23 protein-coding genes and 1 pseudogene are annotated in these 24,716 nt (G+C 37.8%); 17 read left to right on the top strand and 7 right to left on the bottom strand.

The window, feature by feature from the left end; translation table 11 throughout:
- Window positions 1-2 precede the first annotated feature (2 nt).
- From CCY97_RS08160 to CCY97_RS00920, 4 genes are read left to right on the top strand one after another with little or no spacing between them, the layout of a single operon-like run.
- On the top strand, window positions 3-152 hold the full coding sequence (locus CCY97_RS08160) for a hypothetical protein (protein ID WP_181562781.1): 150 nt from the start codon (window positions 3-5) through the stop codon (window positions 150-152).
- On the top strand, window positions 152-484 hold the full coding sequence (locus tag CCY97_RS00930) for a hypothetical protein (protein WP_112063617.1): 333 nt from the start codon (window positions 152-154) through the stop codon (window positions 482-484). The genes CCY97_RS08160 and CCY97_RS00930 overlap by 1 nt, the downstream gene beginning before the upstream one ends.
- A complete protein-coding gene (locus tag CCY97_RS00925; protein ID WP_112063616.1) occupies window positions 481-1,380 on the top strand; it encodes a VWA domain-containing protein in 900 nt (299 codons plus the stop codon). The genes CCY97_RS00930 and CCY97_RS00925 overlap by 4 nt, the downstream gene beginning before the upstream one ends.
- Entirely contained in the window at window positions 1,349-2,200 is an 852-nt protein-coding gene (locus CCY97_RS00920; protein WP_112063615.1) for a VWA domain-containing protein, read from the top strand. Before CCY97_RS00925 ends, CCY97_RS00920 begins: the two co-directional genes overlap by 32 nt.
- Here the strand turns inward: CCY97_RS00920 and CCY97_RS00915 are convergent.
- Entirely contained in the window at window positions 2,197-3,420 is a 1,224-nt protein-coding gene (locus tag CCY97_RS00915) for a tRNA (uridine(54)-C5)-methyltransferase TrmA (RefSeq protein ID WP_112063614.1), read from the bottom strand. The two genes, CCY97_RS00920 and CCY97_RS00915, sit on opposite strands and share 4 nt — an antisense overlap.
- A 1-nt stretch (window position 3,421) precedes the next feature.
- Entirely contained in the window at window positions 3,422-4,321 is a 900-nt protein-coding gene (gene fliP, locus CCY97_RS00910) for a flagellar type III secretion system pore protein FliP (RefSeq protein ID WP_258456781.1), read from the bottom strand.
- A gap of 110 nt (window positions 4,322-4,431) precedes the next feature.
- Here fliP and glmU point away from each other — a divergent pair, with 110 nt between their 5' ends.
- The 4 genes from glmU to CCY97_RS00890 all read left to right on the top strand — a co-directional run bounded on the left by glmU (window position 4,432) and on the right by CCY97_RS00890 (window position 7,427).
- A complete protein-coding gene (gene glmU, locus CCY97_RS00905) occupies window positions 4,432-5,769 on the top strand; it encodes a bifunctional UDP-N-acetylglucosamine diphosphorylase/glucosamine-1-phosphate N-acetyltransferase GlmU (protein ID WP_112063613.1) in 1,338 nt (445 codons plus the stop codon).
- On the top strand, window positions 5,762-5,980 hold the full coding sequence (gene thiS / locus CCY97_RS00900; RefSeq protein WP_112063612.1) for a sulfur carrier protein ThiS: 219 nt from the start codon (window positions 5,762-5,764) through the stop codon (window positions 5,978-5,980). The genes glmU and thiS overlap by 8 nt, the downstream gene beginning before the upstream one ends.
- A 39-nt stretch (window positions 5,981-6,019) precedes the next feature.
- Window positions 6,020-6,406, top strand: a complete 387-nt coding sequence (locus tag CCY97_RS00895; RefSeq protein WP_112063611.1) for a hypothetical protein — start codon at window positions 6,020-6,022, stop codon at window positions 6,404-6,406.
- Window positions 6,407-6,668: 262 nt separating this feature from the next.
- Window positions 6,669-7,427, top strand: a complete 759-nt coding sequence (locus CCY97_RS00890) for a HugZ family heme oxygenase (protein WP_112063610.1) — start codon at window positions 6,669-6,671, stop codon at window positions 7,425-7,427.
- Window positions 7,428-7,488: 61 nt separating this feature from the next.
- Here the strand turns inward: CCY97_RS00890 and traF (CCY97_RS00885) are convergent, their stop codons facing one another.
- The 3 genes from traF (CCY97_RS00885) to tgt form a co-directional block, all read right to left on the bottom strand.
- Complete coding sequence (traF, locus tag CCY97_RS00885; RefSeq protein ID WP_258456778.1) at window positions 7,489-9,219, bottom strand: conjugal transfer protein TraF; 1,731 nt, start codon at window positions 9,217-9,219, stop codon at window positions 7,489-7,491.
- 104 nt (window positions 9,220-9,323) lie between these two features.
- A complete protein-coding gene (gene traF, locus CCY97_RS00880; protein WP_112063609.1) occupies window positions 9,324-10,493 on the bottom strand; it encodes a conjugal transfer protein TraF in 1,170 nt (389 codons plus the stop codon).
- 238 nt (window positions 10,494-10,731) lie between these two features.
- Entirely contained in the window at window positions 10,732-11,916 is a 1,185-nt protein-coding gene (gene tgt, locus CCY97_RS00875; protein WP_112063608.1) for a tRNA guanosine(34) transglycosylase Tgt, read from the bottom strand.
- A gap of 129 nt (window positions 11,917-12,045) precedes the next feature.
- On the opposite strand from tgt, the gene CCY97_RS00870 reads away from it, so the two are divergent.
- The 6 genes from CCY97_RS00870 to CCY97_RS00845 are packed head-to-tail and all read left to right on the top strand — an operon-like array spanning window position 12,046 to window position 19,526.
- Window positions 12,046-13,533, top strand: coding sequence for a potassium transporter TrkA (locus CCY97_RS00870; RefSeq protein ID WP_112063607.1), 1,488 nt, complete (start codon window positions 12,046-12,048; stop codon window positions 13,531-13,533).
- 14 nt (window positions 13,534-13,547) lie between these two features.
- A complete protein-coding gene (gene aroB, locus CCY97_RS00865) occupies window positions 13,548-14,588 on the top strand; it encodes a 3-dehydroquinate synthase (protein ID WP_112063606.1) in 1,041 nt (346 codons plus the stop codon).
- Complete coding sequence (locus CCY97_RS00860) at window positions 14,585-16,207, top strand: mechanosensitive ion channel domain-containing protein (RefSeq protein ID WP_258456776.1); 1,623 nt, start codon at window positions 14,585-14,587, stop codon at window positions 16,205-16,207. Before aroB ends, CCY97_RS00860 begins: the two co-directional genes overlap by 4 nt.
- Window positions 16,208-16,213: 6 nt before the next feature.
- Entirely contained in the window at window positions 16,214-17,461 is a 1,248-nt protein-coding gene (gene mtaB, locus CCY97_RS00855; RefSeq protein ID WP_112063605.1) for a tRNA (N(6)-L-threonylcarbamoyladenosine(37)-C(2))-methylthiotransferase MtaB, read from the top strand.
- Window positions 17,448-19,142 carry an AAA family ATPase gene (locus CCY97_RS00850; RefSeq protein ID WP_112063604.1) on the top strand — a complete coding sequence of 565 codons (1,695 nt, stop codon included), beginning with the start codon at window positions 17,448-17,450 and terminating at the stop codon, window positions 19,140-19,142. Before mtaB ends, CCY97_RS00850 begins: the two co-directional genes overlap by 14 nt.
- Before the next feature lie 18 nt (window positions 19,143-19,160).
- A complete protein-coding gene (locus tag CCY97_RS00845; protein ID WP_112063603.1) occupies window positions 19,161-19,526 on the top strand; it encodes a hypothetical protein in 366 nt (121 codons plus the stop codon).
- Between the two features lies 1 nt (window position 19,527).
- On the opposite strand, the gene rimO is transcribed toward CCY97_RS00845, so the two are convergent.
- Both rimO and fabI read right to left on the bottom strand, forming a co-directional pair.
- Complete coding sequence (rimO, locus tag CCY97_RS00840; RefSeq protein WP_112063602.1) at window positions 19,528-20,829, bottom strand: 30S ribosomal protein S12 methylthiotransferase RimO; 1,302 nt, start codon at window positions 20,827-20,829, stop codon at window positions 19,528-19,530.
- Window positions 20,829-21,653: an enoyl-ACP reductase FabI gene (gene fabI, locus CCY97_RS00835; protein ID WP_181562774.1), complete on the bottom strand. Its 825-nt coding sequence runs from the start codon at window positions 21,651-21,653 to the stop codon at window positions 20,829-20,831. The genes rimO and fabI overlap by 1 nt, the downstream gene beginning before the upstream one ends.
- A 227-nt stretch (window positions 21,654-21,880) precedes the next feature.
- On the opposite strand from fabI, the pseudogene rfbF reads away from it, so the two are divergent.
- From rfbF to CCY97_RS00820, 3 genes and pseudogenes are all read left to right on the top strand, one after another.
- Window positions 21,881-22,677: pseudogene (gene rfbF, locus CCY97_RS00830) on the top strand (glucose-1-phosphate cytidylyltransferase).
- Window positions 22,678-22,756: 79 nt separating this feature from the next.
- Window positions 22,757-23,779, top strand: coding sequence for a radical SAM protein (locus CCY97_RS00825; protein WP_112063600.1), 1,023 nt, complete (start codon window positions 22,757-22,759; stop codon window positions 23,777-23,779).
- Window positions 23,776-24,708 carry a methyltransferase FkbM gene (locus CCY97_RS00820; RefSeq protein ID WP_112063599.1) on the top strand — a complete coding sequence of 311 codons (933 nt, stop codon included), beginning with the start codon at window positions 23,776-23,778 and terminating at the stop codon, window positions 24,706-24,708. Before CCY97_RS00825 ends, CCY97_RS00820 begins: the two co-directional genes overlap by 4 nt.
- Window positions 24,709-24,716: the final 8 nt, after the last annotated feature.

The raw sequence follows: 24,716 nt of genomic DNA, 5'->3' as shown, positions 1-24,716 counted from the left end.
AAGTGCTTTTGAAATTAGGTGAGTGGGATTTGAAAATGGAATATTTTGATTTGAGCGAACCGTTTGGGTATTTTGAGGCTTTTAGCACGATTGGAATCGTATGTCTGGTGGCCGCGTTTGCATTCTTGCTTTTACGACATTTCAAGCCCTAATGTTTGATGATATTTTTGGGGTAGTAACCCCGTGGGAATCTCTGCTGCTAGCTGTCATAGTATGTGTCATATGCATTGGTGCATTTGTGTTTGTCATATTTATGCATAACCCTTACAAAAAGACTTTGATATCCCTAAACACTCGAGATTCCAAAGCATTTGCCTTTGCGTTTAGCTCGCTTTATCCAAGAGTATTGCGCCAAAACACTGAGGCCTATAAGATAGCCCTAGAGATAGAATCTCAGCTTGATGTTTATAAATACAGCTACAACCCTCCAGCGCTTAATCATGAGGTTTTTGTCCTTTACAAAAAGCTTTGTAAGATTCTATGAGCTTTGCCTATCCTTATGCCTTTGTAGTCTTTCTTGTCTTTGTATGCGCTCATATATTTCTACGCAAAAGCCCCGCTCTTGTAGCCAATGCGCGTATGATGAGCACATCTTATGGTTTGCTGAAGCTAAGAGAAATACTGAAGTTTTCTAGCATTTTTTTGATTGTGTTTGCACTTGCTGCTCCACATAAAGAATTTGAAAAATTCCCTATTATCAAGATTCAGAGCAAAATCGCGCTTGTTATAGATGTCAGCTACTCGATGGATAGCACACCTTTGGATCTTTATGGAAAAACACGCCTAGAAGTATTAAAAGACCTCAGCAAAGAATTTATCGCTAAGAATCCCTATGACAGTATGCTTGTGGTTGCCTTTGGAGAAAATAGTCTTATCCTTAATGCATTAAATACAGATAAGCAGTATTTGGATTTTATTATTGATAGTTTGCATATTGGTATGGCAGGGGGCAAAACAGCTATAAACGATGCATTGATGCGCACAATCTCTACTCTTGTGCCAGATTCTAAGCCTACAGATAGCGCAAGTATTCTCTTGCTTACAGATGGCTTTGATACAGATTCTGTCGCAAACAGTGGCGAAGTTGTTGCACTTGCGCAACAAAAGAATGTCAAGATTTATTCGGTTGGTATTGGCGAAGGGGCAGATTACCAAAGCCTCGAATTTATTGCCAAATCCACCCTAGCGCGTGCTTTTTTGGCTAAGGATTCAAGAGAATTAGCAACCATCTATGATGAGTTAAATACACTTATCCCACATAGCGTCATTGAGCCTTATAGGCATTGGTTTGTTGCCTTACCTTTGGGGCTTGGGATTTTAGGATTGGTGGTTTTTTGGATTATATTTTTTGGGAGAGATTTTTTCTCTACAAAACATTGATATCTTCAGAATGATAGTTTTAGGCATAATTTTTCTAGGATTGTTGCTTATAAAGCTCAAAGGTGTACGAGCACTTTTAGATTCTCGGGTTGTGTTTTTGCTCAGTCTTGTTTGTTTTTTCTATGCCTTTATGAATGTAATGGTACAAAATACTGCGCCAGATTCTAAGCGCGTGGTATTTGTACTTGATATCTCAAAATCTATGTTTGCCAAAGACCTCTACCCTTCGCGTTTGGAAGTGGCTATCAAAAAGCTTACAGATTTTTTACAAGATTCCCGAATTTGCAGCAGCATTATTGTGTTTGGTCAAAATGCCTATCTACTTTCTCCGTATAGTTGCGATGTCTTGACACAAAGCGCTCTTTTGGAATCTGTGCCCAGAAACTTTTTACAACAAGGATTATTTGAATTTGACAATGGCTCAAGCAATCTTAATCTCGCACTTTCTATGGCAAGTCTGTATGGCCAAAAAATTGTGCTTCTAAGTGATGGGGATACCTTGCCTCCAGTACTAGAGAATCCAGACAGTGAGCTTTTGTTGTGGCTGTTTGCAAGCAAGCAAGGCAGTGTTATAGAGAGAGATTCCCGTTTGTTACGGGATTTAGAAGGCAAGATTGTAATCAGTGCTCCAAGCTCATGGACTGAGGATTTTCCTAATATTGTAGATTTTGCATACAACCACAAAGACAAGAGAACTATCCAATCATTGCTTGCCTACAAGCAAGCCCCGATACAAAATCCTCATAATATGAGTTTGTTTATTGTCTGTGGATTGGGCTTATTGTTTGCAGCATTGTTCTTACTTAGACGCGAGTTTTAGTGGAATCTGAGGATTGCTATACATTCTTTATGTGGAGTGTAGGGGAATTGGTCAAATAGCGCAAATGTCGTAATTTTATGCGTGCGCGATAGAAATGCCATATCAGATTCTAAAGTTTGTGGATTACATGACACATAAATGATATAAGGGAATTGACTTAAAAATGTAAGCATATCTTTACTACCTATACCCATTCTTGGTGGATCTACTAACACAGCTTTGAAACAAAAATCTTGCAAGTCTATGTCTTGGAGTCGCTTGAAAATGCGCTCATTCTTAAGTGCGCTTATGCATTCTTTGGCATTAAGACGCCCGATATGGATATTTGTGATTTTGTGTAATTTTATGGAGTATTTCAAAAGAGATATAGAATCTTTGACAACCTCTGTGGCAAAGACTTTACGAAAAATTTGGCTTAAAGGCAAAGTGAAGTTTCCACTTCCACAATACAACTCTAATAAGTCATATTGTTTGCAAACAGGAAAGATTCTTGGGATTTGGGTAAGCAGGAAAGCTATCATTTGTGCATTTATATAAGGGTTTGGTTGGGAGAAAAGCGACTCTTTTTTGTATAAAGTGCATTGCTTGGAATGAAATTCTGCTAGATTTTCCTTAAGAGAATCAAGGTTAAATGGAGCGCTAATGTATGAGCTTGTAGTGGGCTTTGTTTGGAATTTTGATTCCAAATAGGAGCTAAAGTTATCAAGCAAATAATCTTTTTCTAAGACAATCTTTTGTCCTCGAGAGCGTCCGATAATAAAGGTCTTTTCTTGAAGGCTGGATTGCAAATCTTTGGCAGCTTTTACCCAAGAATCACCAAGCTTTTTGTGATAAATAAGCGTGAGTAAAATCTCATTAGTATTTGCCAAAAAGCTCGCACCATAGAGTTTGTCACGCAAGATGTGTAGAGGTGAAAGAGCATTAAGCGCATACAAAAGCTCATGCATAAGTCTTTGTATGCAATCTAGCAGAATAGGACAAGATTCTATTTTCACACGTTCATTTTTCCCTAAACTATTGGTAGCAAAGCTAAGCATTCCATACAAGTGGGAGAATCTAAAATCTGCTCTCGCCCTAAAGCCAGAATCTGGCGAGCTAAAGGCATAGAATAGAGAATCTTGTATGCTAAATTGGGTTTTGAGTTCTAGAATTTTTTGTTGGAAGTCGTAATCAAGAAATTTACTGCATCCGCCGCATTGACCAAAAGCAGAACAAAACAAATTATTTGAACCCTACAACGAGATTACCTACCAAGAGATTGAATCCATCGACAAGTACAAAAACCAGAATCTTAAAAGGCAGAGAAATCATTACAGGTGGGAGCATCATCATACCCATAGCCATAAGCACCGAGCTTATTACCATATCGATCACTAAGAATGGTAGATACAGCAAAAATCCTATCCAAAATGCAGTCTTAAGCTCGCTAATCATAAATGCAGGAATAGCAATACTTAAGGGCACGTCATCAATTGTTTGTGGATTGTCCATATTACGGATTCTCAGAAAAAGTGCTATGTCTTTTTCACGAGTGTTATAAATCATAAACTCTTTAAAAGGCTTTATTGCACGTACAAAGGCTTCATCATAAGAAATTTCCTCAGCGATATAGGGCTTTATCCCTGCTTCATAAGCTTTCGTCGCGACAGGCTCCATTATAAAAAATGTAATCACCAAAGCAAGAGAAATGAGAATCTGTGTGGGAGGAGATTGTTGCGTACCAAGTGCAGTGCGTAGAAACGCAAAGACAATAAGAATACGAGTAAAGCTTGTCATCACAAGAATGAGTGATGGAGCAAGCACCAAAAGCGTGATGATAATGATGATATTGAGTGTGGTTACAAGCTCTGTTGGGTTATTAGGTGGGCTTAGTGAAAGATCTATCTTAGGGATTGGAGCAGGAGAGGGTATATCGACAAGAGGTGTGGAACTTATTTCTTGTGTTTGTATGTTTGGATTTAAGTCTTGTGTGGGTTCTGTCAAAAGATTTTCTATAAGAGAATCTTGTGGTTTGCTTGGATTTTCAACTTCTATCATGTAGGGGAATTGTTCTTGTGCATCAAGCTGGTTGAAAATACACAAAAATAAAATGCCAACAATCATACAGAGATGTCGTTTCAAGCAAAGCCTTATAAGGTGTGATATAGGATATTTTAAAGCCGGCGATTATAAAGTTTAGTGTGTTAAAATTTGATAAAACTCCCTATCCCTAGTTGACTATAAGGATTAGTATGGTATCGGTTGTTATCTTAGCAGCTGGAGCTGGAACTCGTATGAAATCAGAAACCCCAAAAGTCTTGCATACACTTTGTGGTAGAAGTATGGTAGCTCTTAGTATTGATCAGGCTCTAAAGCTCAGTGATGACATCCATATAGTCCTTTTCCATCAAGCTGAGCGTATAGAGCAACATTTGAGCGAAGAGTTTCAAAGTCTTGTGGGACAGAAAATCTTTTTTCATACACAAGATTATGTGAATTTTCCAGGTACAGGAGGGGCATTAAGAGGTATATCTACCAAATACAACAGAATCCTCGTGCTTAATTCTGATATGCCACTTATCCAAGCACAAAGCCTCCAAATACTTATCAAGAATCCCCACCAAATAGTTATGAGTGTGCTGTTTTTAGATGATCCAAATGGCTATGGGAGAGTTATTTTAGATTCTCATCAATCAGAGAATGCGCAAAATCGGGTTCTAAGGATTGTAGAGCAAAAAGATGCGAGCAGGGAAGAATTGGCGATAAAGAGTGTTAATGCTGGTGTGTATATCTTTGATAAGGAGGTGCTTACGCGCTATCTCCCGCTTTTAGAAAACAACAATGTACAAAAAGAATACTATCTCACTGATGTGATTGCGCTCGCGCGTAAAGATGAAGTAGAAATAGCAGCGCTAAAGGCAGATGCGCAAGAATATATGGGTGTGAACACAAAAGCACATCTAGCGCAGGCTCAAGAAATATTATTAGAGCATCTGCGTTTCGCAGCTATGGAAAATGGCGTTATTATGGACATGCCGCATACGATTTATTTAGAACCTGGCGTAGAGTTTCGTGGTGAATGCAGGATAGAAAATGGCGTACGGTTAAGTGGCAAATGCATTATAGAATCTAGCCATATCAAAGCCCATAGCATTATAGAATCGAGTGTGATTATAAAGAGTGATATAGGTCCTATGGCACATATCCGCCCAAATAGTAAAATTACCAACACACATATTGGCAATTTTGTTGAGGTGAAAGCTAGCAGTTTAGAAGGCGTAAAGGCTGGACATTTGAGTTATCTGGGAGATAGTGAAATAAAAAATGGTACAAATATTGGTGCTGGCGTTATTACTTGTAACTACGATGGCAAGAGCAAGCATAAAACCTTTATAGGTGAGAATGTGTTTGTAGGGAGTGATACACAGCTTGTAGCCCCACTAAAGATAGAATCAAATGTCTTGATTGCTGCAGGCAGCAGTATAGTCAAAGACATTCCACAGGGTGCTTTGGCGATTTCAAGACAGAGACAAAGCAACAAATTGGGATTTTTTTACAAATTCTTTAACAAAGGCCAAGAAAATGCATAATGAGACTTTAGAGAAAATACAAATCTTACTCAATGGTCAAGTGTATGAGACATATTCTTGCACGATTACAGAACTTCTTGGTGAATTAAAAATCAACAAAAACATAGCTCTGGCGCGAAATAGTAGAGTGGTACATGCAAAAGAATGGGATAGTGTGAAATTAGAGAAAGATGATGAAATAGAGATTTTGCATTTTGTGGGCGGAGGTTGATAATAGTTTCATGGAGTTTGTGTTGGGCTAGGGAATTTGATGTGGAAGTTTTTGTTTTCTCTTGTATTAGCAAATAGTATGTGGGGGAGCTGTTCTGGTGATTGTATGAGTTGTCATTCAGGACTTGATTTTAAAAATGATAAGCGTCATATACCAATGACTAGCTGTAAGACCTGTCATACAGAGGAGAAAATGGCTAGTATACAAATGGGTGGTGGTTGTGGGCAGGACTGCTTTGCTTGCCATGATATAGGCAAAATTCGCGCACCGCATCTCAAAGATTCTCATAAAATTATAGATTCTTGTATCAGTTGCCACAAGGGCTTATCAAATTCTGTTTTTAAAAACAATTTAAATGATCCCACTGGCGTACTTGATCGAAAAAATTTTCAAGATTTTAGCGAAATTCTGAATATAATAAAATAATAATTGTTATTAATTTAATTTTAAGTTTGCATTGTTATAATTTCGTCAGTTTTTTAGAATATAGATTCTAGAAATTACTCTTACTTCTCCAAGGTGTTGCAAACGGGGGTTTTTGGTAGTGAATCTCTGGTTGGGTGGGTTGGGTTTAGCAGCATCTTTTCCTTCCTTATTTGTTGTTTAATACCTCCCTTTAATGTTTGTTGTGGTTTGTAAAGGGAGGTTAGACTTTCTTTCGTTTTTCTTAACTAAAAGGAGTTTGTTCATGGATAAAGATTTCATCATACAGCATATGAATGATCATCATAGAGATTCTCTTAGAAAGTTAGTCCAGAAGTTTACTGGTATCAGCGATGTTGCAAATCCTACTATGGTGGACTTGGATACCAATGGTTTGGATATTACCTACAATGATAATAAAACTTTGCGTCTAGATTTTCCCCAGACTATTACACCAGATCGTTTCAAAGATGAGATTATCGCGCTTTGCAAACGCGTGAGTGATAATCAAGATGCAGACACACAAAGTATCCAAAGCGAGATTGAGAGCTTCAAGAAAGAATTTGGTTCTGTTGTGCTTGCTACATTAGGTAGCGATGGTAGAGTGATAAGCTCATATGCCCCGCTCATACAATATGATGGGCGCTATTATATCTATATAAGCAGTGCAGCAGACCATTACCATAGTATTAGTGCCAATCCTAGTAATATCGAAGCTCTCTTCTTAGAAGATGAATGTAAGGCAAAATCTGTGATTTTACGCAAACGATTGCGATACAAAGCAAAAGCACGATTTGTAGAGCGTGAAAGCGAAGAGTTTGAGAAAGCTTTTGGGGTACTAGAAGATTCTATGAACGGATATGGTGGTGTCAAACAAATTAAGCAGATGCTTGATTTTAGTCTTATAGAGCTTGTATTTATAGAAGGCAGATTTGTCAAAGGCTTCGGACAGGCATATGATATTAAACCAAATGGTGTAATAGAATATGTCGGAGCAACGAATCCACATACATTCAAAAAATAGTATTCATAAAATTTGCAAAAGCTCTTTATGGATTATCTTGCAAATCTATGTCTATAAATCCTTACCAGGATATGCTGCCGCCTACATGCAGATTAAAGTATTGTGGTATGGGGAATTTTTGGATAGTTGTAAATTTTGTACTTGATTGCAATGCGATATCAAGGAATCCTAAAAGATTGATACCTCCTGTGAGTATCAGTCCATTATCTTGCAATAAATCCTTCATAAGACCTGTGCGTATATCCATACCTTTCCATAGAAATCCAACACCCCCGCCTATCATCTGGCTTTTTTGTTTGATTGTGCTTAGTCCTAAGATATCATTTTGTGTTACATCTACATCAAGAGCTATATTAAAGCCAGAAGTTGTGTAGTAAGCCGTCCCCAAACGAACCTGAGGTCTTATGACAATATCTTCATATGTGGATTTGAAAGTTGGTGAATTGAGATTTTTTGCGACTAGCCCAAATGTGAGATTGCGAAATTTTGGCAAGTCGATTTCATATACCAAACCCACATCTAAACCAAAAGCCTTATCAGACTGTAGTCTTTTGAAATTAGAAGTGATTGTTTTGAGTTCTTTGGAGAAGTTTGTATGTGTCGTGATAGCAATTTTATTTTGTGTGCTTGATGCGCTCATAAACTTCCCAGCTATACCGACATTAATATTGCTATTTCTTAGATAAAAGGTGCGTGAATAACCTACGGGAATCTCGTTTAACACAAATGCAGTGAGATAGATATTATGCCCTTTGTTAGGGTCAGTTTCTTGTAGGGCTACTAAGAGTGAATATCTATTATAATCATCTTCTGAAGAGAGTCTGTAAGTGTAGTTGCCACCACCAATGTCTAATTCATAATAGCTACCCCCAGCGTCCAGAATGAGACGCATCCTATCGGCATTGGCTTTAAATGACACATTCGAATAGGCTGAGAGGAAATACCCTACAGCCATTGTGCCAAAAGAATTGTTAAGCTTCTTGGAGCCAAGTTGGAACACGATTCCATTTTGACTCACAACATTAAGGTGGTTATCTTTAAGAGAATCATAAACGAGCCTCAGATCAGACATTGATTTATCCAAGCCTTTATCAGAACCTTTTGAAATAGTGATAGATGAGATGGCGTTTTGGACATTTTGTTGTTGGCTACCATCAAACTTGAGACTATCGAAATTTACCCCGCCTATCACTCCATTAAGCAAGTCTTTTTGCATGCTATTAAGAGAGTTGTTCTTGTTTATTTCTTGTTTGACTTGATCAATAAGAACATTGTGGTTTCCGTTACTAGTCTTTAGATAGTTTTCTAACTTTTTTTGGAGGTCTGCTAAATCTATTTGTTGGTTGCCGCCTTGAGCAGCCTGTTGTGCTGACACAACATTTGCACTAAGAGCCATTCCGCCAACTGCACCTCCTGCCGCTTGATTTCCATTGGTTATAGAATTTAGTGCACTGCTTAGTGCACTGACCAATCCACCAGCACTAGCGTTATTTGCCACACTCCCAAAGGTATCAGCCAAGTTCTTTGCAGTGTTTTGCATATTCTTTACATCTATAGTAGCCATTTGCGCGATGTTTTTTTCTTGTAATCCGAGATTTACCGTATAGCCAAGCTTCATCTTTGGAGAAGTAGAGAGGAGTGCTGGATTGTAATAAAGTCCCCATGCAGAATTTTTGAGTGCTACGCCAGCACCACCCATACCAGCAGAGGTATTTCCCATAGAGCCAAATTCTAATGCATTTAGTGAAGTAGAAGCTACCAATATAGAGAGGATGAATTTAGAAGTTTTCATGATGGACCTCCTAAGAACTTATAAGTATTGGTACAAAACCTATCATTATCAAAGGCGTAGGTTTTTAAGTAATTATTTAAATAGGAGCTCCAATCAAGTAATGCTTAAAATGTGAAACCACCGCCTATTGATAACGCGATATATCTAGGATGAGTGCCAAACTGTGATTCTGTTGTAGCTGTTCCAAAAGAAAGTGAAGCATCAATGAATCCAATTCCAACACCAGCTGAGAGAATCACACCATTATCTTGCTGTAAATCTTTGGCTATACCACCACGAACACTAAGAAATATCAAATCCAAATCAGCACCTAGACCTATTTTCTGCGACTTGAGTTTCTGACCATTGGCTGTGAATACATCATTGCTAGTTAAATCAATATCAGCTCCAACAGTGATTCTATCAGTAGCGCTAAAGCCAATGCCAGCACGCGCCTGTGGTTTTACTATGAGCTTAGTATCTCTGAACTTGAAAGCAGGAGCATTAAGGTTCTTGACTACCACACCTAAGGTTAGTGGAGATAGAGGCTGGTAGGTTACTCCAGCATCAATTCCAAATGTAGTGCTAGTGTCATTTGTTCTGGATTTATTTACCATACTAAGAAGTTTGTTTTCATCAAAGTCACTGTTGGATGCACCTAATTGATCTCTAGACTGCTTTCCATAAGCACCATTCATAAATTTTGCACTCAATCCTAGGCTAAGCTTTCCTAAAGCCCCTAGATCAAAAGCATAAGCATATCCTATAGGTACTTCGAGAATTTTAATATCTGTAACATGTACTGAAATCTGCCCGTCAGGCATAGCACTACCAGAAGCATCGAGACCATTTTTAGCTCGCCCTATAAAACCAGAGCTCATATATTCAGACCATAGCATACCTATAGCAATTTGGCCAATTGGAAGTGTTGGAAGCTGCCCCACAAGAGCCCCATGTGCACTAACATTAAGATAATTATTTGCGAACTTGCTATTAAGGCTATCAGGTGTACTAGGTATTGGGTTAATACTAAACATATTTTTGGTATTCACTAAAGAAAATGTATTTTTTTCATTAATGGCGAGCTGGAAGCTATATCCTACCTTTACCCCTGGTTTTGCTGCTAAAAGCGCTGGGTTAAAGAATAGACCATAAGGACTGTTTTTGACAGCTACACCTACACCACCCATACCTGCTGCTTTGTGTCCTACTTCTGCGAATTCCAAAGCATTGACTGCGCTGAGAGATAAAATTCCCGTTAATATGCTGATAAAAGTAATTTTTGTTGTTTTCATGATTTCCCTTTTAAAGTTATTTAGTTATTTAAGCAATGCAAGCCTAAATCGGCTGGCACCCCCTAAAATTTTAGGCCGAGCATTCTCCTTAAAGAAAATAAATTTGTCAATATCAAGGTAATGGCATACTTGGGGATTTGTAGAGATTCTCTGCTATGGAGGGTTTTGGAGGCGTTGGATATAATACCTGAGTATTGTATAAAGTTAAGCATTCTTGGTAATTTAGACATTCTGTAATTTAGACATTCTTGGGATTTGCCATTTTAGAGAGGGTCTGGGCTTTGTATGCCAGAAAATTCCCATCTATAATCGCCTGACGCGCTTTACGTGTGAGATTAAGATAGAAGTAGAGATTATGGATTGTGGCAAGACGATGGTAGGTGATTTCTCGACTTCTATACAGATGGTGTAGATATGCTCGTGAGTAGTTTTTACACACATAGCAGTCACATTCTTCATCTAAGGGTCTTGTATCAAGTCCAAAGGATGAGGTCTTAATATTAAGCTTTCCTTGAGAAGTAAAAATGGTTGCATTCCGTGCATTCCGAGAAGGCATCACACAATCAAACATGTCAACCCCAAGTGCGATAGCTTCTAGGATATTTTCTGGTGTGCCTACACCCATAAGATAGCGAGGTTTGTGTGGCGGCATAAATTCTGTGGTGGACTCTATGGTCTCATACATTTCTTTTGCGCTTTCTCCCACAGCCAGCCCACCAATAGCATAGCCATCAAATTCTTGCATTTGCGCTAGCTCTATTGCGCAGATTTTGCGCAGACTTGTATCTGTGCCACCTTGTATAATCGCAAAAATATGGTTTGTTGGATTCTCCATTTTCTGTGCCAGATGATATTTTAGGCTTTCTCTTGCCCATCTGATAGTGGTATGGATTGATTGTTTGAGACGCTCTATTGGGGCTGGTAAACCGATAAGATCATCTAGTACCATGCAAATATCAGAATTAAGCGCGTATTGTATATCAAGCACTTTTTGCGGTGTAAAAATATGCTTGCTTCCATCAATATGGGATTTGAACTCTACACCATAATCATAGAGCTTGGCATTTTTCCCTAAGCTGAAAGCTTGGAATCCACCACTATCACTCAGATAATTCCCATTGAAGTTTGCAAATTTTCTCATGCCACCAAGGGTTTTTAGTTTTTGTATCGCTCCTATTTGTCCAGCGCAAGATTCTTTTCTCTCAGCACCACAGCGCAGATAAATATGATAGGTATTAGCAAGGATAAGCTTTGAATCTAAGTGTGTTTGTAGATCATAGCTATCAAGCCCTTTGATGCAACCTTGTGTGCCTACGGGCATGAATACAGGGGTTTGGACGATTCCATTTGCTAGGTGCAAGTCAAGTGCTCTGGCTTTGCCATTTTGATTATAAAGTGGCTGGCTTTTTAGCTCTACTCGCATTGGTATCCTTGAAGTTCTATGATGAAGGCGCGATTGTAGCAGATAAAGAGGACTCCAACTCCAAAAGCTTAAGCTATAATGGCTCAGTTTTAGTCCAAGTCTTTGGGTGGATTGGAAGTTGGGGGAGTTGTGAAAAAAACGCTTATATTTGCTAGTGGGGTTGTGGCAAAGGTTTTTATACAAAAGATTACTAGCCAGTATTTCAGCAACAATTCTTATATCATCGTTTGTAAAGATAGCTCCATTCTACCTTCAGAGCTTCCTAGCTCTATAGAGACTTTTGTGGTTGATTACACTTCAAGCTTTCGTATTTCAAGTATTTTTCTTGAGGAGATTCAAGATATTTTTCTCATTATTGAGAATGCAGATGAACGCTTTGTCCTTTATGATCTGGTACGCTCTTTTGCTCCCAAAACAAAAATTGTACTTTTTAATAACCACGAATTTACCACCCACACTTATGAATCTTATGGTGATATGGTTGTTACATTGCGTGAGGATTTATGGAAGGATAATAAGCTTGATAACAATCTCGTGGTTATAGATTCTGAACATCTTGTGGCAAACCGACTGACACAAAGGCTTACAAATGTACCATTGATACCAAGAGGCTTTGGACTGGAGCAAGGCGAGCTTATGGAAATACCTGTGCCTCCTGGAAGTAGCTTTGCTTATAGACACATAGGCTCTATTAGCCAAAAGAAATGGCGTATTGTCGGGGTGTACCGTAGTGCAAAGTTTATACTCGCTACAAATACGTTTATGATCTTGCCAAATGATGTCTTATTGGGCGCTGGAGATGCTGTGGTATTAAGTGAGGTATACAGACGCGCTAAAAGTGATATGGGACAATTCCCATCACCTTTTGGTAAGGATATATTTGTGTATGTTGATACGACTTTATCTGATAAAGATTCTGTACTTGGGTGTATTGAGGATACATTATTCTTACATACACATTTAAAGAATAATTATCTCTTTATCAAGGTACTAAATCCTTCAAATCTCTTGTTGCTGCAGAGAGTCCAAGAGCTTATTGATGGGTATAACTTATCAAAAGTGCGATTAGAATTTGTGTATAGAGAAAGTAAGTTTGTCAAATATTTGGAGCAGGATTCTAAGAAGCGTCCGGGGCTCATTGTTGTGAATGAAGATCTTTTCTTGCCTCGTGCAAATCGACTGGCGCTTTTTAAGACTGGCTCACCTGTTTTAAAAACAGGCCACAAGAGTATAAAGGAAGTAAAAAATAGCTTTCTTATTGTTGATGAAAGCTTGCAGAAAGTAGAAAATATTGCTTCCATTCTCTTTGATATTTCTAAGCAACTCAATCTAGGAACGCGTTTTTATGACTTTGAACCAGATTCAGCACATCAAGAAACATTGCTTAATAACATTGAAAATCTTGCAAAGATTGTTTCACAAAAACCACAAATCACACTTTCAGATTCTCTTAATCCAATTCTGTTTCTACAACAAAGCAATGAGGTATTTTTGCAATTTATACCTTTTGATATTAGTATTACGCGCGCGAAGCTATTTGCTTTTGTTTCAGTGGATTCCCATAAGCTGTCATTTCTAGTAGAGAGAAATCCACAAATTTTTATCCCTTGTTATTGAAGGTAAAGAAATCCATGTCACAAATCACTATTAGCACTCAAACAACAAGCTATCCTGTGCATATTAGTGAAAATGAAAATTTTGAAATCATACATAATGCCAAAGTGTTGGTTGTATCAAATCCTAGAGTCGCGGGATTGCATTTATCTAAGCTTTTAGCAAATATCAGCGCAAAGGAAGTATATGTCTGTACCATCCCAGATGGTGAACAATACAAAACAATGCAAAGCGTGGAGTACATCTTAGAGTGTGCATTTAGCAACAAACTTGACAGGTCTTCTCTTTTTGTAGCCTTTGGCGGAGGTGTCATAGGCGATATTGTCGGGTTTGCTAGTGGGATATACCAACGCGGAGTAGGCTTTATACAGGTCCCTACCACCCTTTTAGCACAAGTGGATTCAAGTGTGGGCGGTAAAACTGGTGTTAATAATGGTTTTGGCAAAAATCTTATCGGACTTTTCCACCAGCCACAAGCTGTGTATGCAAGCACATCTTTTCTTTCTACACTGCCCAAACGCGAATTTGCTGCTGGGGTGAGTGAAATTATTAAAATGGCAGTGTGCTTTGATAAGGAGTTTTTCAGATTTTTAGAATCTAATAGGGTGGAAGAGAACCTCGCTTATTGCATTGCTAAAAGCATAGAGATAAAAGCGCGAGTTGTCAATCAAGATGAGCGGGAGCAAGGAATTCGAGCTGCGCTTAATTATGGTCATACTTTTGGACATGTGATAGAGAATCTTACTGGATATAGAAATTATCTACATGGAGAGTGTGTAAGCATTGGCATGGTGATGGCAAATACCCTAGCTTATAAACTTTCTTATATAAGCAAAGAGGAGATGCAGAAAATCTCCAAGCTTTTAGAATCCTACAATCTGCCTACCTACCATAAGATCGCCGATTGCCATATATTCTATGAAAAATTTTTCTCGGACAAAAAAAGTAGGGATTCTAACCTCACTTTCGTGCTTCCTGAGCATTTGGGTGCTGTGAAAATCAGCAACGATATCCCAAAAGAGCTAGTTCTAGAGGTTTTAGAGGAGTTTAGCAAGTGAGACTTTTGGCTTTGCTTGTTGTTTTTAGTGTCCTTACTTTTGCACAAGATGTTCTCCAAGTCAAAGATTTGCAAGTTAAAGATTTGGAGCTGAAGCTAAAACAAATTGATAAGATGCTAAAGCAGAGCAACAACATATGGTTAAAACAATACGAAAACATCAAGACTTATGAAAATTTAACCCAAGAGATTGCGCGTATTGAATCCAAGCTCAAAAAAACAAAAGATATAACCCAAATCAACCAACAAAAAATCGCCCTACAAACGCTCAAAAAGCAAAGAGAATTTGTAGAGCCTTATGCGCAAAATCCTTATTTTCAATTACTTGAAACGCCAGTTCTTACAGATATTCCTCAGATCACAAATCCTATTTTGATTGTCAGTGGATACTCTTTTATCAAGCATCTTGATGGCTATAAAAGCAATATGGTACATAATGAGGAGTTGCTCTCTTTACTGATTGATACCCTGAAGCAATATTATGATATTGCACAAACCCTTTTTTTACACCATAAACAAAACAATCCGCTTGAAGCAAAAGACTACAACACGAAAGTGTTAGAGACCAAGCGAATGATACAAAGCTTAGAATCTGCACAAAAGATCTTAAAAACTTCCAATGAAATCTACTTTAAGAATATAGAGGATATTAAAAACACACTCAATCGCGAGATAAAAGACCAATTTTTTAAGATGTTGTTTATTGCAGTAGCGATTTTGGCTGTGTTTTTGTTCGGATTCTCACTTAAAATCGCCTTACGTAAATATCTGGAGGGTAATCGCGTTTATACCGTCAATAAAGTGATTGATTTTTCAAATATCACATTTGTAATGATTATCTTGCTTTTTGCGTATTTAGAAAATGTAACTTATCTTGTGGCTATTGTGGGTTTTGCATCTGCTGGCTTGGCTATTGCTATGAAAGATTTGTTTATGAGCGTACTTGGGTGGTTTGTGATAGTGTTTGGAGGAAGCGTGCATGTAGGCGATAGGATAAGAGTCCTCAAAGATGGTGCACTTTATGTAGGTGATGTGCTTGATATATCTGTATTGCGAATGACAATTTATGAAGATCTTACGCTTACTACTTACATGCAAAATCGCCGTGCTGGACGCATTATCTTTATCCCAAATAATTATATTTTCACAACACTTCTTGCCAACTATACGCATGCAGGACTAAAGACTATATGGGATGGTATTGATTTCACCATCACCTTTGATAGTAATTACAAAAAGGCGCTAAAACTCGCCACAGAGATTGGCAGAAAGTATTCTAAAGGCTATACGGAGGTTACACGCAAGAGAATGGAACGTTTGAAAAATAGATTTTCTGTAAGAAATATGAATCTTGAGACAAGAGCATTTAGCATGCTTGAGCCAAATGGTATTCGTATCTCACTTTGGTATCAGGCTAATTCGTATGCGGCTATTTCTTTGAGAAGCACAATCTCAGCTGAAATTATCGAAGCGATTCTTAAAGAGGATGATATATACATAGCCTATCCTACGACAAAGATTATTCCTACAGGTAGCGATGGAGCGGGGAATAAGGTTTCTTACCACCAAGCTAGCCACACAGGGAATAATGAAGCTGGAAACAAAAACCAATGGAGTTAATCAAGTATGCGTGTATTTTTTAAAACTTTTGGTTGCAGAAGCAATCTCTTTGATACCCAGGTAATGATTGCAAATCTGAAGGATTTTGAATATGTCAAGAATGAATATGAGGCAGATATTATCGTTATCAATTCTTGCACGGTTACAAATGGTGCAGATTCTGGCGTGCAGAGCTATATCAATAAATTTAAAGACAAGAAAATCTATTTTACAGGTTGTGGCATAGAATCTAAAGGTAGGCAGAATTTTGAAAACAACATTGCTTTTGGTGTGTTTCCTCATAGCTTGAAAGAAAATATCGACAATCTCTTGAAGGAAAAGAAAAGATTCTTTTATGAGGAAAAGCAGCCAAATCATATCGATCAAACGATTGTAAGTGAGTTTGTTGGTAGAGTGCGTGCATTTGTGAAAATCCAAGAGGGATGTGATTTTGCCTGTAGCTACTGTATTATCCCCAGTGTGAGAGGAAAAGCCCGCTCAATCCCAATGCACAAAATCCTCAACCAAATACAGCAGCTTATAGATTCTGGAGTGAGTGAGATAATCCTTACAGGTACAAATGTCGGAAGCTATGGTAAGGATTTCTCTAGCAATATCAGTGTGCTTATCAAAGAAATATACAAGATTAAGGGTCTGAAGCGATTAAGAATAGGCAGTCTTGAGCCTAGCCAGATTACAGAGGAATTTTTAGAGCTTATAGAAAATCCACTTTTTGCAAGGCATTTGCACATAGCACTCCAGCACACAAGCAATAGAATGCTTGAAATTATGAATCGCCAAAATCGCGTAGAAAAAGATTTGGAGCTTTTTATGTATCTGCGAAAAAGAGGTTTTAGTTTAGGAACGGATTTTATAGTAGGACATCCCGGAGAGAGCGAGGAGGTTTGGCAGGAGGGATTGGAGAATTTTAAGCTTTTTGGATTGACACATCTGCATCCTTTTATCTACTCTCCAAGGAATGCCACACCATCAAGCCAGATGGCAAAGAAACACACAATACGCGGCGATATAGCAAAAAAGCGCCTGCACACACTAAAAACCATTACGCAATCTTGCAATCTTAAAAGCAGAAAGTCCCATGCAAACACTCCATTGCAAGTGCTTATAGAATCAAGCAAAGATGGGGTTTATAGTGGATTGGATCAGTTTTTTAATAGAGTGAGCATCGCCTCTACACAACCACTTGTAGCTGGACAATGGATAGAAGTTACACAATACACAATCGAGGATGGAAGGAACTATGCGCAAATCTAAATCACTTCTTTTTTCGCTTTTGGCTTTGGTCGTGGCAATTGTTTTAACAATCGTGCTATTTGTTAGAAAAGATGAGATTTGGCTCAGTCCCTATGAATTCACACAAAAACTCACGGAACTTCAGCCTAAGATGCTTTTGCTGGAAAATGATGTGGCAAGTTTCACAGACAGACACAAAATCTATAAGGTCGCAAGAGACGCTTTAGAACCTGCTAGCATTGATTCAAAGATTATCTTGCAGGTCAAGGACACCCAAGATTCTTGGCTTAGTGATATTGGGTTGTTTGTAGTATTTTTTTTAGGCTTAGCAGTTATATTAAAAGCACTCTCAACGCTTTTTGTACCGCAAAAAAAACAAGAGACAAAGCACAAGCAATTTGATTTAAGCACAAGTAGCTTGATAGAAAATACACAAAAACAGCTCCAAACTGATAACAACGAGTTTCTACAAAGCACATTTAGCTCTGTAACTTTCAGAGACGTCGCTGGCATCAACGAAGTCAAAGAGGAGTTGCTTGAGATAATCGATTATCTGAAAAACCCAAAAAAATACCAAGATTTAGGTATCAGATTGCCAAAAGGTGTGCTTTTAGTAGGACCACCTGGAGTTGGCAAGACTATGATTGCAAAGGCTGTAGCAGGCGAAGCGGGTGTGCCATTTTTGTACCAAAGTGGATCATCTTTTGTGCAAATTTACGTAGGAATGGGTGCAAAGCGCGTACGAGAGTTATTTTTGCGTGCTAAAGCAAAAAGCCCTAGTATTATTTTTATCGATGAGATTGACGCAGTAGGTAAAGCTAGAGGTTCTGCCCGCAATGATGAACGGGAAGCTACCTTAAACCAGTTGCTGACTGAAATGGATGGCTTTGAAGATTCTAGTGGGGTTATTGTGATTGCTGCTACAAATAAAATTGATGTGCTTGATGAGGCGCTTTTACGACCAGCACGATTTGATAGGCGTATTTATGTGGAGCTACCTTCTTTAGAGGAGCGAGAGAAAATTTTTGAAGTGTATTTGCGTGATAAGAAATATGATTTTGATATTAATGAAATAGCAAGGCTTTGTGTGGGGTTTAGCGGGGCGGCAATCGCTGCTCTTGTGAATGAAGCTGCACTCTGTGCCTTACGACGCAAAAGTGCTCTTATCCAACATGAAGATATTCTTAGCACCAAAGACAAAGTGCTTTTGGGCAAAAAGAAAATACTCAGCTTTAGCGAAGAAGAAAAAAATATCATGGCAATTTATCAAAGCGCAAAGGCGCTGAGTGCGTATTGGTTAGATATTGATTTTGACAAGATCTCGCTAGTTACTGAAAGCTTCAAAGAGATTGACAAAGAGCTTGTAAGCAAAGAAGAGATGAGCAATAAGATAAAGATGTATCTCTCTGGAAGTGTGGCTGTAGAGATGATTTATAACCAAAGCTTTAGTAATGCAAAAGAAGATATAAGCAAAGCCAAGCTTATTGCTACACAAATGTGTGAGGAATATGGTATGGCTAAGCGTCTTCTTACTGATAGTAGCGATGTCATTGAGATTTTAGAACAATGTAAGAAAAACATGCAAGAGTTCCTGTCAGATTCCAAGGCTGTGGTTTTGCGTCTGAGTGAGAAACTCTTAAAGTTTGAGCGATTGAGTAAGGATGAAATCAAAGCGATTTTGGATGAAAATTACACTTTCTAGGATTTTGGGTGGGTTTTGATGGTATTTGGAAATATGCAAGATGCTGTATTTTTGAGTGAGAGCTTGCGTGAGAGTGCAAAATATAGCATATTGCATATGAGGACAAATCCGTATGTTTTTGTTGGGATACAGCACTTCCAGCAACAAACCATACGTGAATGTATAAAACAGCTCAAAGAAGGCAAGCGGGTAAACAAATGTATGCTTTTTGGCACGAGTAATCATACATTTGGTGTGTTTTTTGAGAATTTTGAGGGTTGGTTGTGTGAGATCTTTATCCAGCAGCATATTACTCTTGAACTGTTTGTCCAACAAGAACAAGACGCAAAATTTGAGTTTTTAAAAAACTTGCCAGCTTTTTTGCATATTTTTTATTTTAAATAACTCAGTTTTCCACTCTCCCAAAGACAAAACCATCTTTAACTTGTGTGATTTGGCATAGATATGCACCTTCTTGGAGATTGTCTAAATTCTGTGCATCATTGATAAGAATCTCTCCATCGATTTCGCGTGCCCAGATTCTATCTCTTGCACTATAAAAATACGGGCTGACTTGGGATTTGCCCTCGATGATAACTTCTAGTTTTTTTCCAAGCATTGCTTGGAGATGCTTTTTGTGCTGGGCTTTGAGAATCTTCTCAATATGCTTTATACGTGAATTTGCAATCTTTTTACTTATGAGCGGCAGAGAAAAACTTGGGGTGTTTTCTTGGGGGCTAAATTCAAAAATATTCACCCTATCAAATCCAAAGCTCTCTACAAAATCGCACAACTCTCTAAACTCTGATTCCTCCTCACCCGGATGAGCGATAATAAAGCTTGTGCGTATGAAGGAATGAGGAATCTGCTTCATATGTTCTAAAAGCTCGAGATGTTTTTGTTTGTTTGCACCGCGATTCATGACTTTGAGCATAGAATCTGCAATGTGCTGCAATGGCATATCAAAATATGGCAAGAAGCTCTTTGAGTTTGCAATCGATTCTATAAGATTGTGTGTGGTGGTGCTTGGGTAGAGGTAGAGGATTCTGGCACTTATTGGGAGATGAAGTGAATCTATGCGTGCAATAAGCTGTATTAAACCCTCCTTTTGTCCTTGGTCTCTTAGGAATGAGCTTGAATCTTGAGCGATAAAACTAAAGTCCCTAAAGCCCTTTGTATAGAGAGTTTCAAGCTCTTTTATCACAGAATCTATAGTACGCGAATGCAGTCTGCCTTTGAAAGAAGGTATCGCACAAAAGCTGCATTTTTGGTTGCAACCCTCGCTGAGTTTTATGTAGGCATGAAAGTTGGAATTAACTATCACGCGATTATGGGATTCGTTAGCAAGAAAGACTTTTTGTGAATGCAGGCTTTGCTTGCTTGCAATCATTTTTTCGATTTTGTCGTAATCGCCCACACCCGTGATAATGTCAATTTCTGGAATCTGCTCTTTTAGCTCATCATAATACCGCTCGCTTAAGCAGCCACTTACAACGAGCAATGCGCCTTCTTTGCGCTGTACTGAAGCCTCAAGAATAGTGGCTATACTCTCCTCTTTGGCAGATTGCACAAAACCACAAGTATTGATGATGATAACATCAGCTTGAGGGAGGTTAGAAGTGAGTTTGTAGTCTGTAAGTTTGCCCAGCATGACTTCAGAATCCACAAGATTCTTAGTGCAGCCTAGAGAGATGATGTGGAGTTGCATTATTTAAGGAGGTCAAAGCGCGGGGTGAGCTTGCCATCAATTTGCTCAGTAGCACACATACCCATGATGTTATAACCACAATCTACATAGTGGATTTCGCCTGTAACCCCACTGCTTAAATCGCTCAGTAAATACATCGCGGAATTACCCACCTGATCAACGCTTACATTTTCACGCAATGGCGCATTTGCTTCATTCCATTTCAGCATGATATTAAAGTCGCTAATCCCACTAGCAGCTAAGGTTTTGATAGGGCCAGCTGAGATTGCATTGACACGGATATTGCGCTTACCTAAATCATAAGCCAAATAGCGCACGCTTGATTCCAAAGCAGCCTTTGCTACACCCATAACATTGTAGTTTGTCACATACTTCACACTGCCAAGATAGCTAAGAGTGAGAATCGAGGCACCAGAATTTAGCAATGATTGGAGTGACCCCACAAGTTCTATGAGCGAATAAACTGAAATCTGCATAGTTGTCGTAAATGCTTCTTTGCTAGTGTTTAAAAAATCCCCCTCCAGTGCATCTTTTGGTGCAAACGCAACAGAATGCACAACAAAATCAAGCCCGCCAAAGTCTATTTTGAGATTATTTGCAAGAGTTTTGAAATGCTCTGGTTTGCTCACATCGAGTTCATAAACATATTGTGGACAATCGAGTTCCTGAGCGATAGGACGCACCCGTTTTTCCAGGGTTTCATTGAGAAATGTAAGTCCGATTTGGGCACCTTGTTCTTTACAGGCTTTAGCGATTCCATAAGCAATTGACCGATTGTTGGCCACACCCACAATAAGACCTTTTTTGTCTTTCATAAACATCACTTACTCCTTTAAATTAGGATTTTTAAAGGTGCCATTATAAGGAGTTTTATTTAAAACCGACAGCTGGGTATTAAGCTAAAACATAGCTTGTTAAGCTTAAAATCCAGTCTTAGAATTGGTGATTCAAACTCCTTGTGCAGTAAGTAATATATATCGCATAGAAAGCTTATGTCTTTGTATCAGATTATTATTCTTTGAATAAGGTCTTTAGCGTAAAGGAATATTTTATGAAAGTGATAATTTTAGCTGGTGGGCTTGGCACAAGGCTTTCTGAAGAGACGGAACTTAAACCAAAGCCTATGGTAGAAATCGGTGGCTATCCAATTTTGTGGCACATTATGAAATTTTATAGTTCGCAAGGTTTTAATGACTTTATCATTCTTACAGGCTATAAGGGACATATAATCAAAGATTATTTTATTAACTACTACACAAGATATAGTGATATAAGTATCGATATGCATACAAATTTGCTTCAAATACATACTACTCGTAATGAATCGTGGAAAGTTACTATGCTTTATACAGGGCAGAACTCTATGACTGGGGGAAGAATCTTGTATGCCAAATCTTACGTTAATGACACCTTTATGTTAACTTATGGTGATGGGTTGAGTGATATTAATCTAAAGGCAGAGCTAGCTTTTCATAAGTCTCATAAGAAAGCACTTACAATGGCATCAGTTTTACCCGAAGGGAAATTTGGCACACTTGATATTGATTTTAAGACCAATAAAATTACAACATTTACCGAAAAACCAAAAGGTGATGAATTAGGGGGGGGGGGACATCTAAAGCTTATATAAATGGTGGGTTTTTTATCTGTGAGCCCAAAATTTTCGACTACATCACAGATGGTGATTCTACGATTTTTGAACAATCTCCACTTAAAAATCTTGCACTAGATAATGAACTTTATGCTTATAGACATAATGGATTCTGGAAGTGTATGGATACACTCAAAGATAAAAATGAACTCATAAAATTATGGCTTAGCGGTAATGCACCTTGGAAGATATGGTAAGGAATTCAAGTGTGCCGTTATATGCAGTATTTTTAAGAATACTTACAATATTTTCACAGCAATTTATCAAGGAAACATTATGAAACTTAAACGTAACGATACCGAACTTACAGGGATTTTTGGGATTGAAAAAATCAATCTTGTAGGTGAAAATAAAAATTCTGTTAAATGGCAAGAATATCGCTATATTTATACACAAGCCTCGCGTTTAGAAATAACTACTACATATCCTATACAAATTGATTTTGAATTGAATGCCACTTGTAATCTTAAATGCCCTATGTGTCCTTTAAGTGTGGAGGTCAATAGTGAGAAAAAACATATCCTTTTTCCTTTTGAGTTTTTTTGTAAGATCATAGATGATGGTGTTCCTAAGGGACTTAGAGCTATTAAACTCAATTATTTGAATGAACCACTTTTGAGAAAAGATCTAGAAAAGTTTATTGCTTATGCAAAGAAAAAAGGTGTAATGGATATTTATTTTTCTACAAATGGCTTGTTATTAGATTCGGCTCGTGCGCAGAGTCTTATAGATTGCGGACTTGACAGAATCCAAGTAAGTATCGATGCATTTTCTAAAAAGGTTTATGACAAAGTACGTCCTGGGGGAAATTATGAAAAAGTAGTCCAAAATGTTTTGAATCTTATGAAACTCAAACAATCTATAAGGGAGGGCAATTTACCTTTAGTGAGAGTAAATTTTGTACGCACAGAGCTGAATGAACACCAATTAGAAGAGTTTATAGATTTCTGGGAGGATAAGGTAGACATGATAGGCTCACAAGAAATGATCAAACCACCTAAGACCTCTCAAGAATTGGGTTCCAGAACCACGAGCAAAAAGAAGGATTTCTCTTGTTCTTTTCCTTATAAGCAGCTTGTCATCACAGCCGAAGGCAATGTGTTGCCTTGCTGTACTTTTTGGGGAGAATCTATGGTGCTAGGCAATATTTTTGAACAATACAAAGAGTGTGGAGATATTTCTCTGACAAATTTTTGGAATTCTCAAAAAATGAGAGATCTACGCAAACTCCACAAAATGTGTGAATATGAAAAAAATCCAATTTGTAAAAAATGTATAGAGGGAGCATTAATAGAATGAAGGAGTATATAACCCAAAGTGCTGTTTTGCTTTGTGTGTATAAGCGTATAGATACCACAATGAAGGTTTTTGATGTTATAAAATCTGTCAAACCTACAAGAATTTATATTGCACAAAATTACTATAAAAATTTGGATGAAAGGGAGGATGTTTTCAATCTTCGTAAAACTTTGCTTAGCAATATTAATTGGGAATGCGAGGTTAAAACGCTTTTTAGAGACCACTATTTAAATTCTAAGCAATCCTTAATCTCTGCTATTACTTGGTTTTTCGAGAATGAGGAGCAAGGGATCATTTTAGAAGATGATTGTTTGCCAAATATGAGTTTTTTTAGATTCTGTGATGAGAACCTAAAAATATACAAAGATATAGAAATTATCAAAATGGTAAGTGGTTGGAGCGCACTTGATTTTGTACCGCATACTAAAGAAAGCTTAAAAGAAGATTATTATTTTTCAAAATACAATCACATTTGGGGTTGGGCATCTTGGTCTAGAGTATGGAAGCAATATGTGAGTGCGTTTGATGATTTTGAAAAAGAATTTAATGCACTTGATAATTGGGCTAACACAAAAGAGCGTAATTATTGGCATAAAACTTTCCTAATGGCAAAAAATGGTGCAGTGGATTCTTGGGATTACTATTTCACTTATAGCATTTGGAAACACAATGGTTTATGTATATATCCTAAAAACAATATGGTGCAAAACATTGGATTCAATCGAGACGATGCAACACACACCAAAGGTGATAGTAAGTTTGCAAGAATGAATGTTTATGAATTAGAATTTCCACTTAGGATTCCAAGTGCGATTCAACAAAACAAAAAATTAGATTGGATAGCGTTTAAAATCTCGTATTTACCTCCAAACATTTTTATAAGAATTTGTAAAAAAATCCTTAAAATTCTCAAATCCACATTGAAATGAATACATCG

It is taken from the genome of Helicobacter sp. 10-6591 (assembly GCF_003288805.1).
Lineage (GTDB): Bacteria > Campylobacterota > Campylobacteria > Campylobacterales > Helicobacteraceae > Helicobacter_F.
This window is presented reverse-complemented; position numbering and strand designations above follow the sequence as displayed.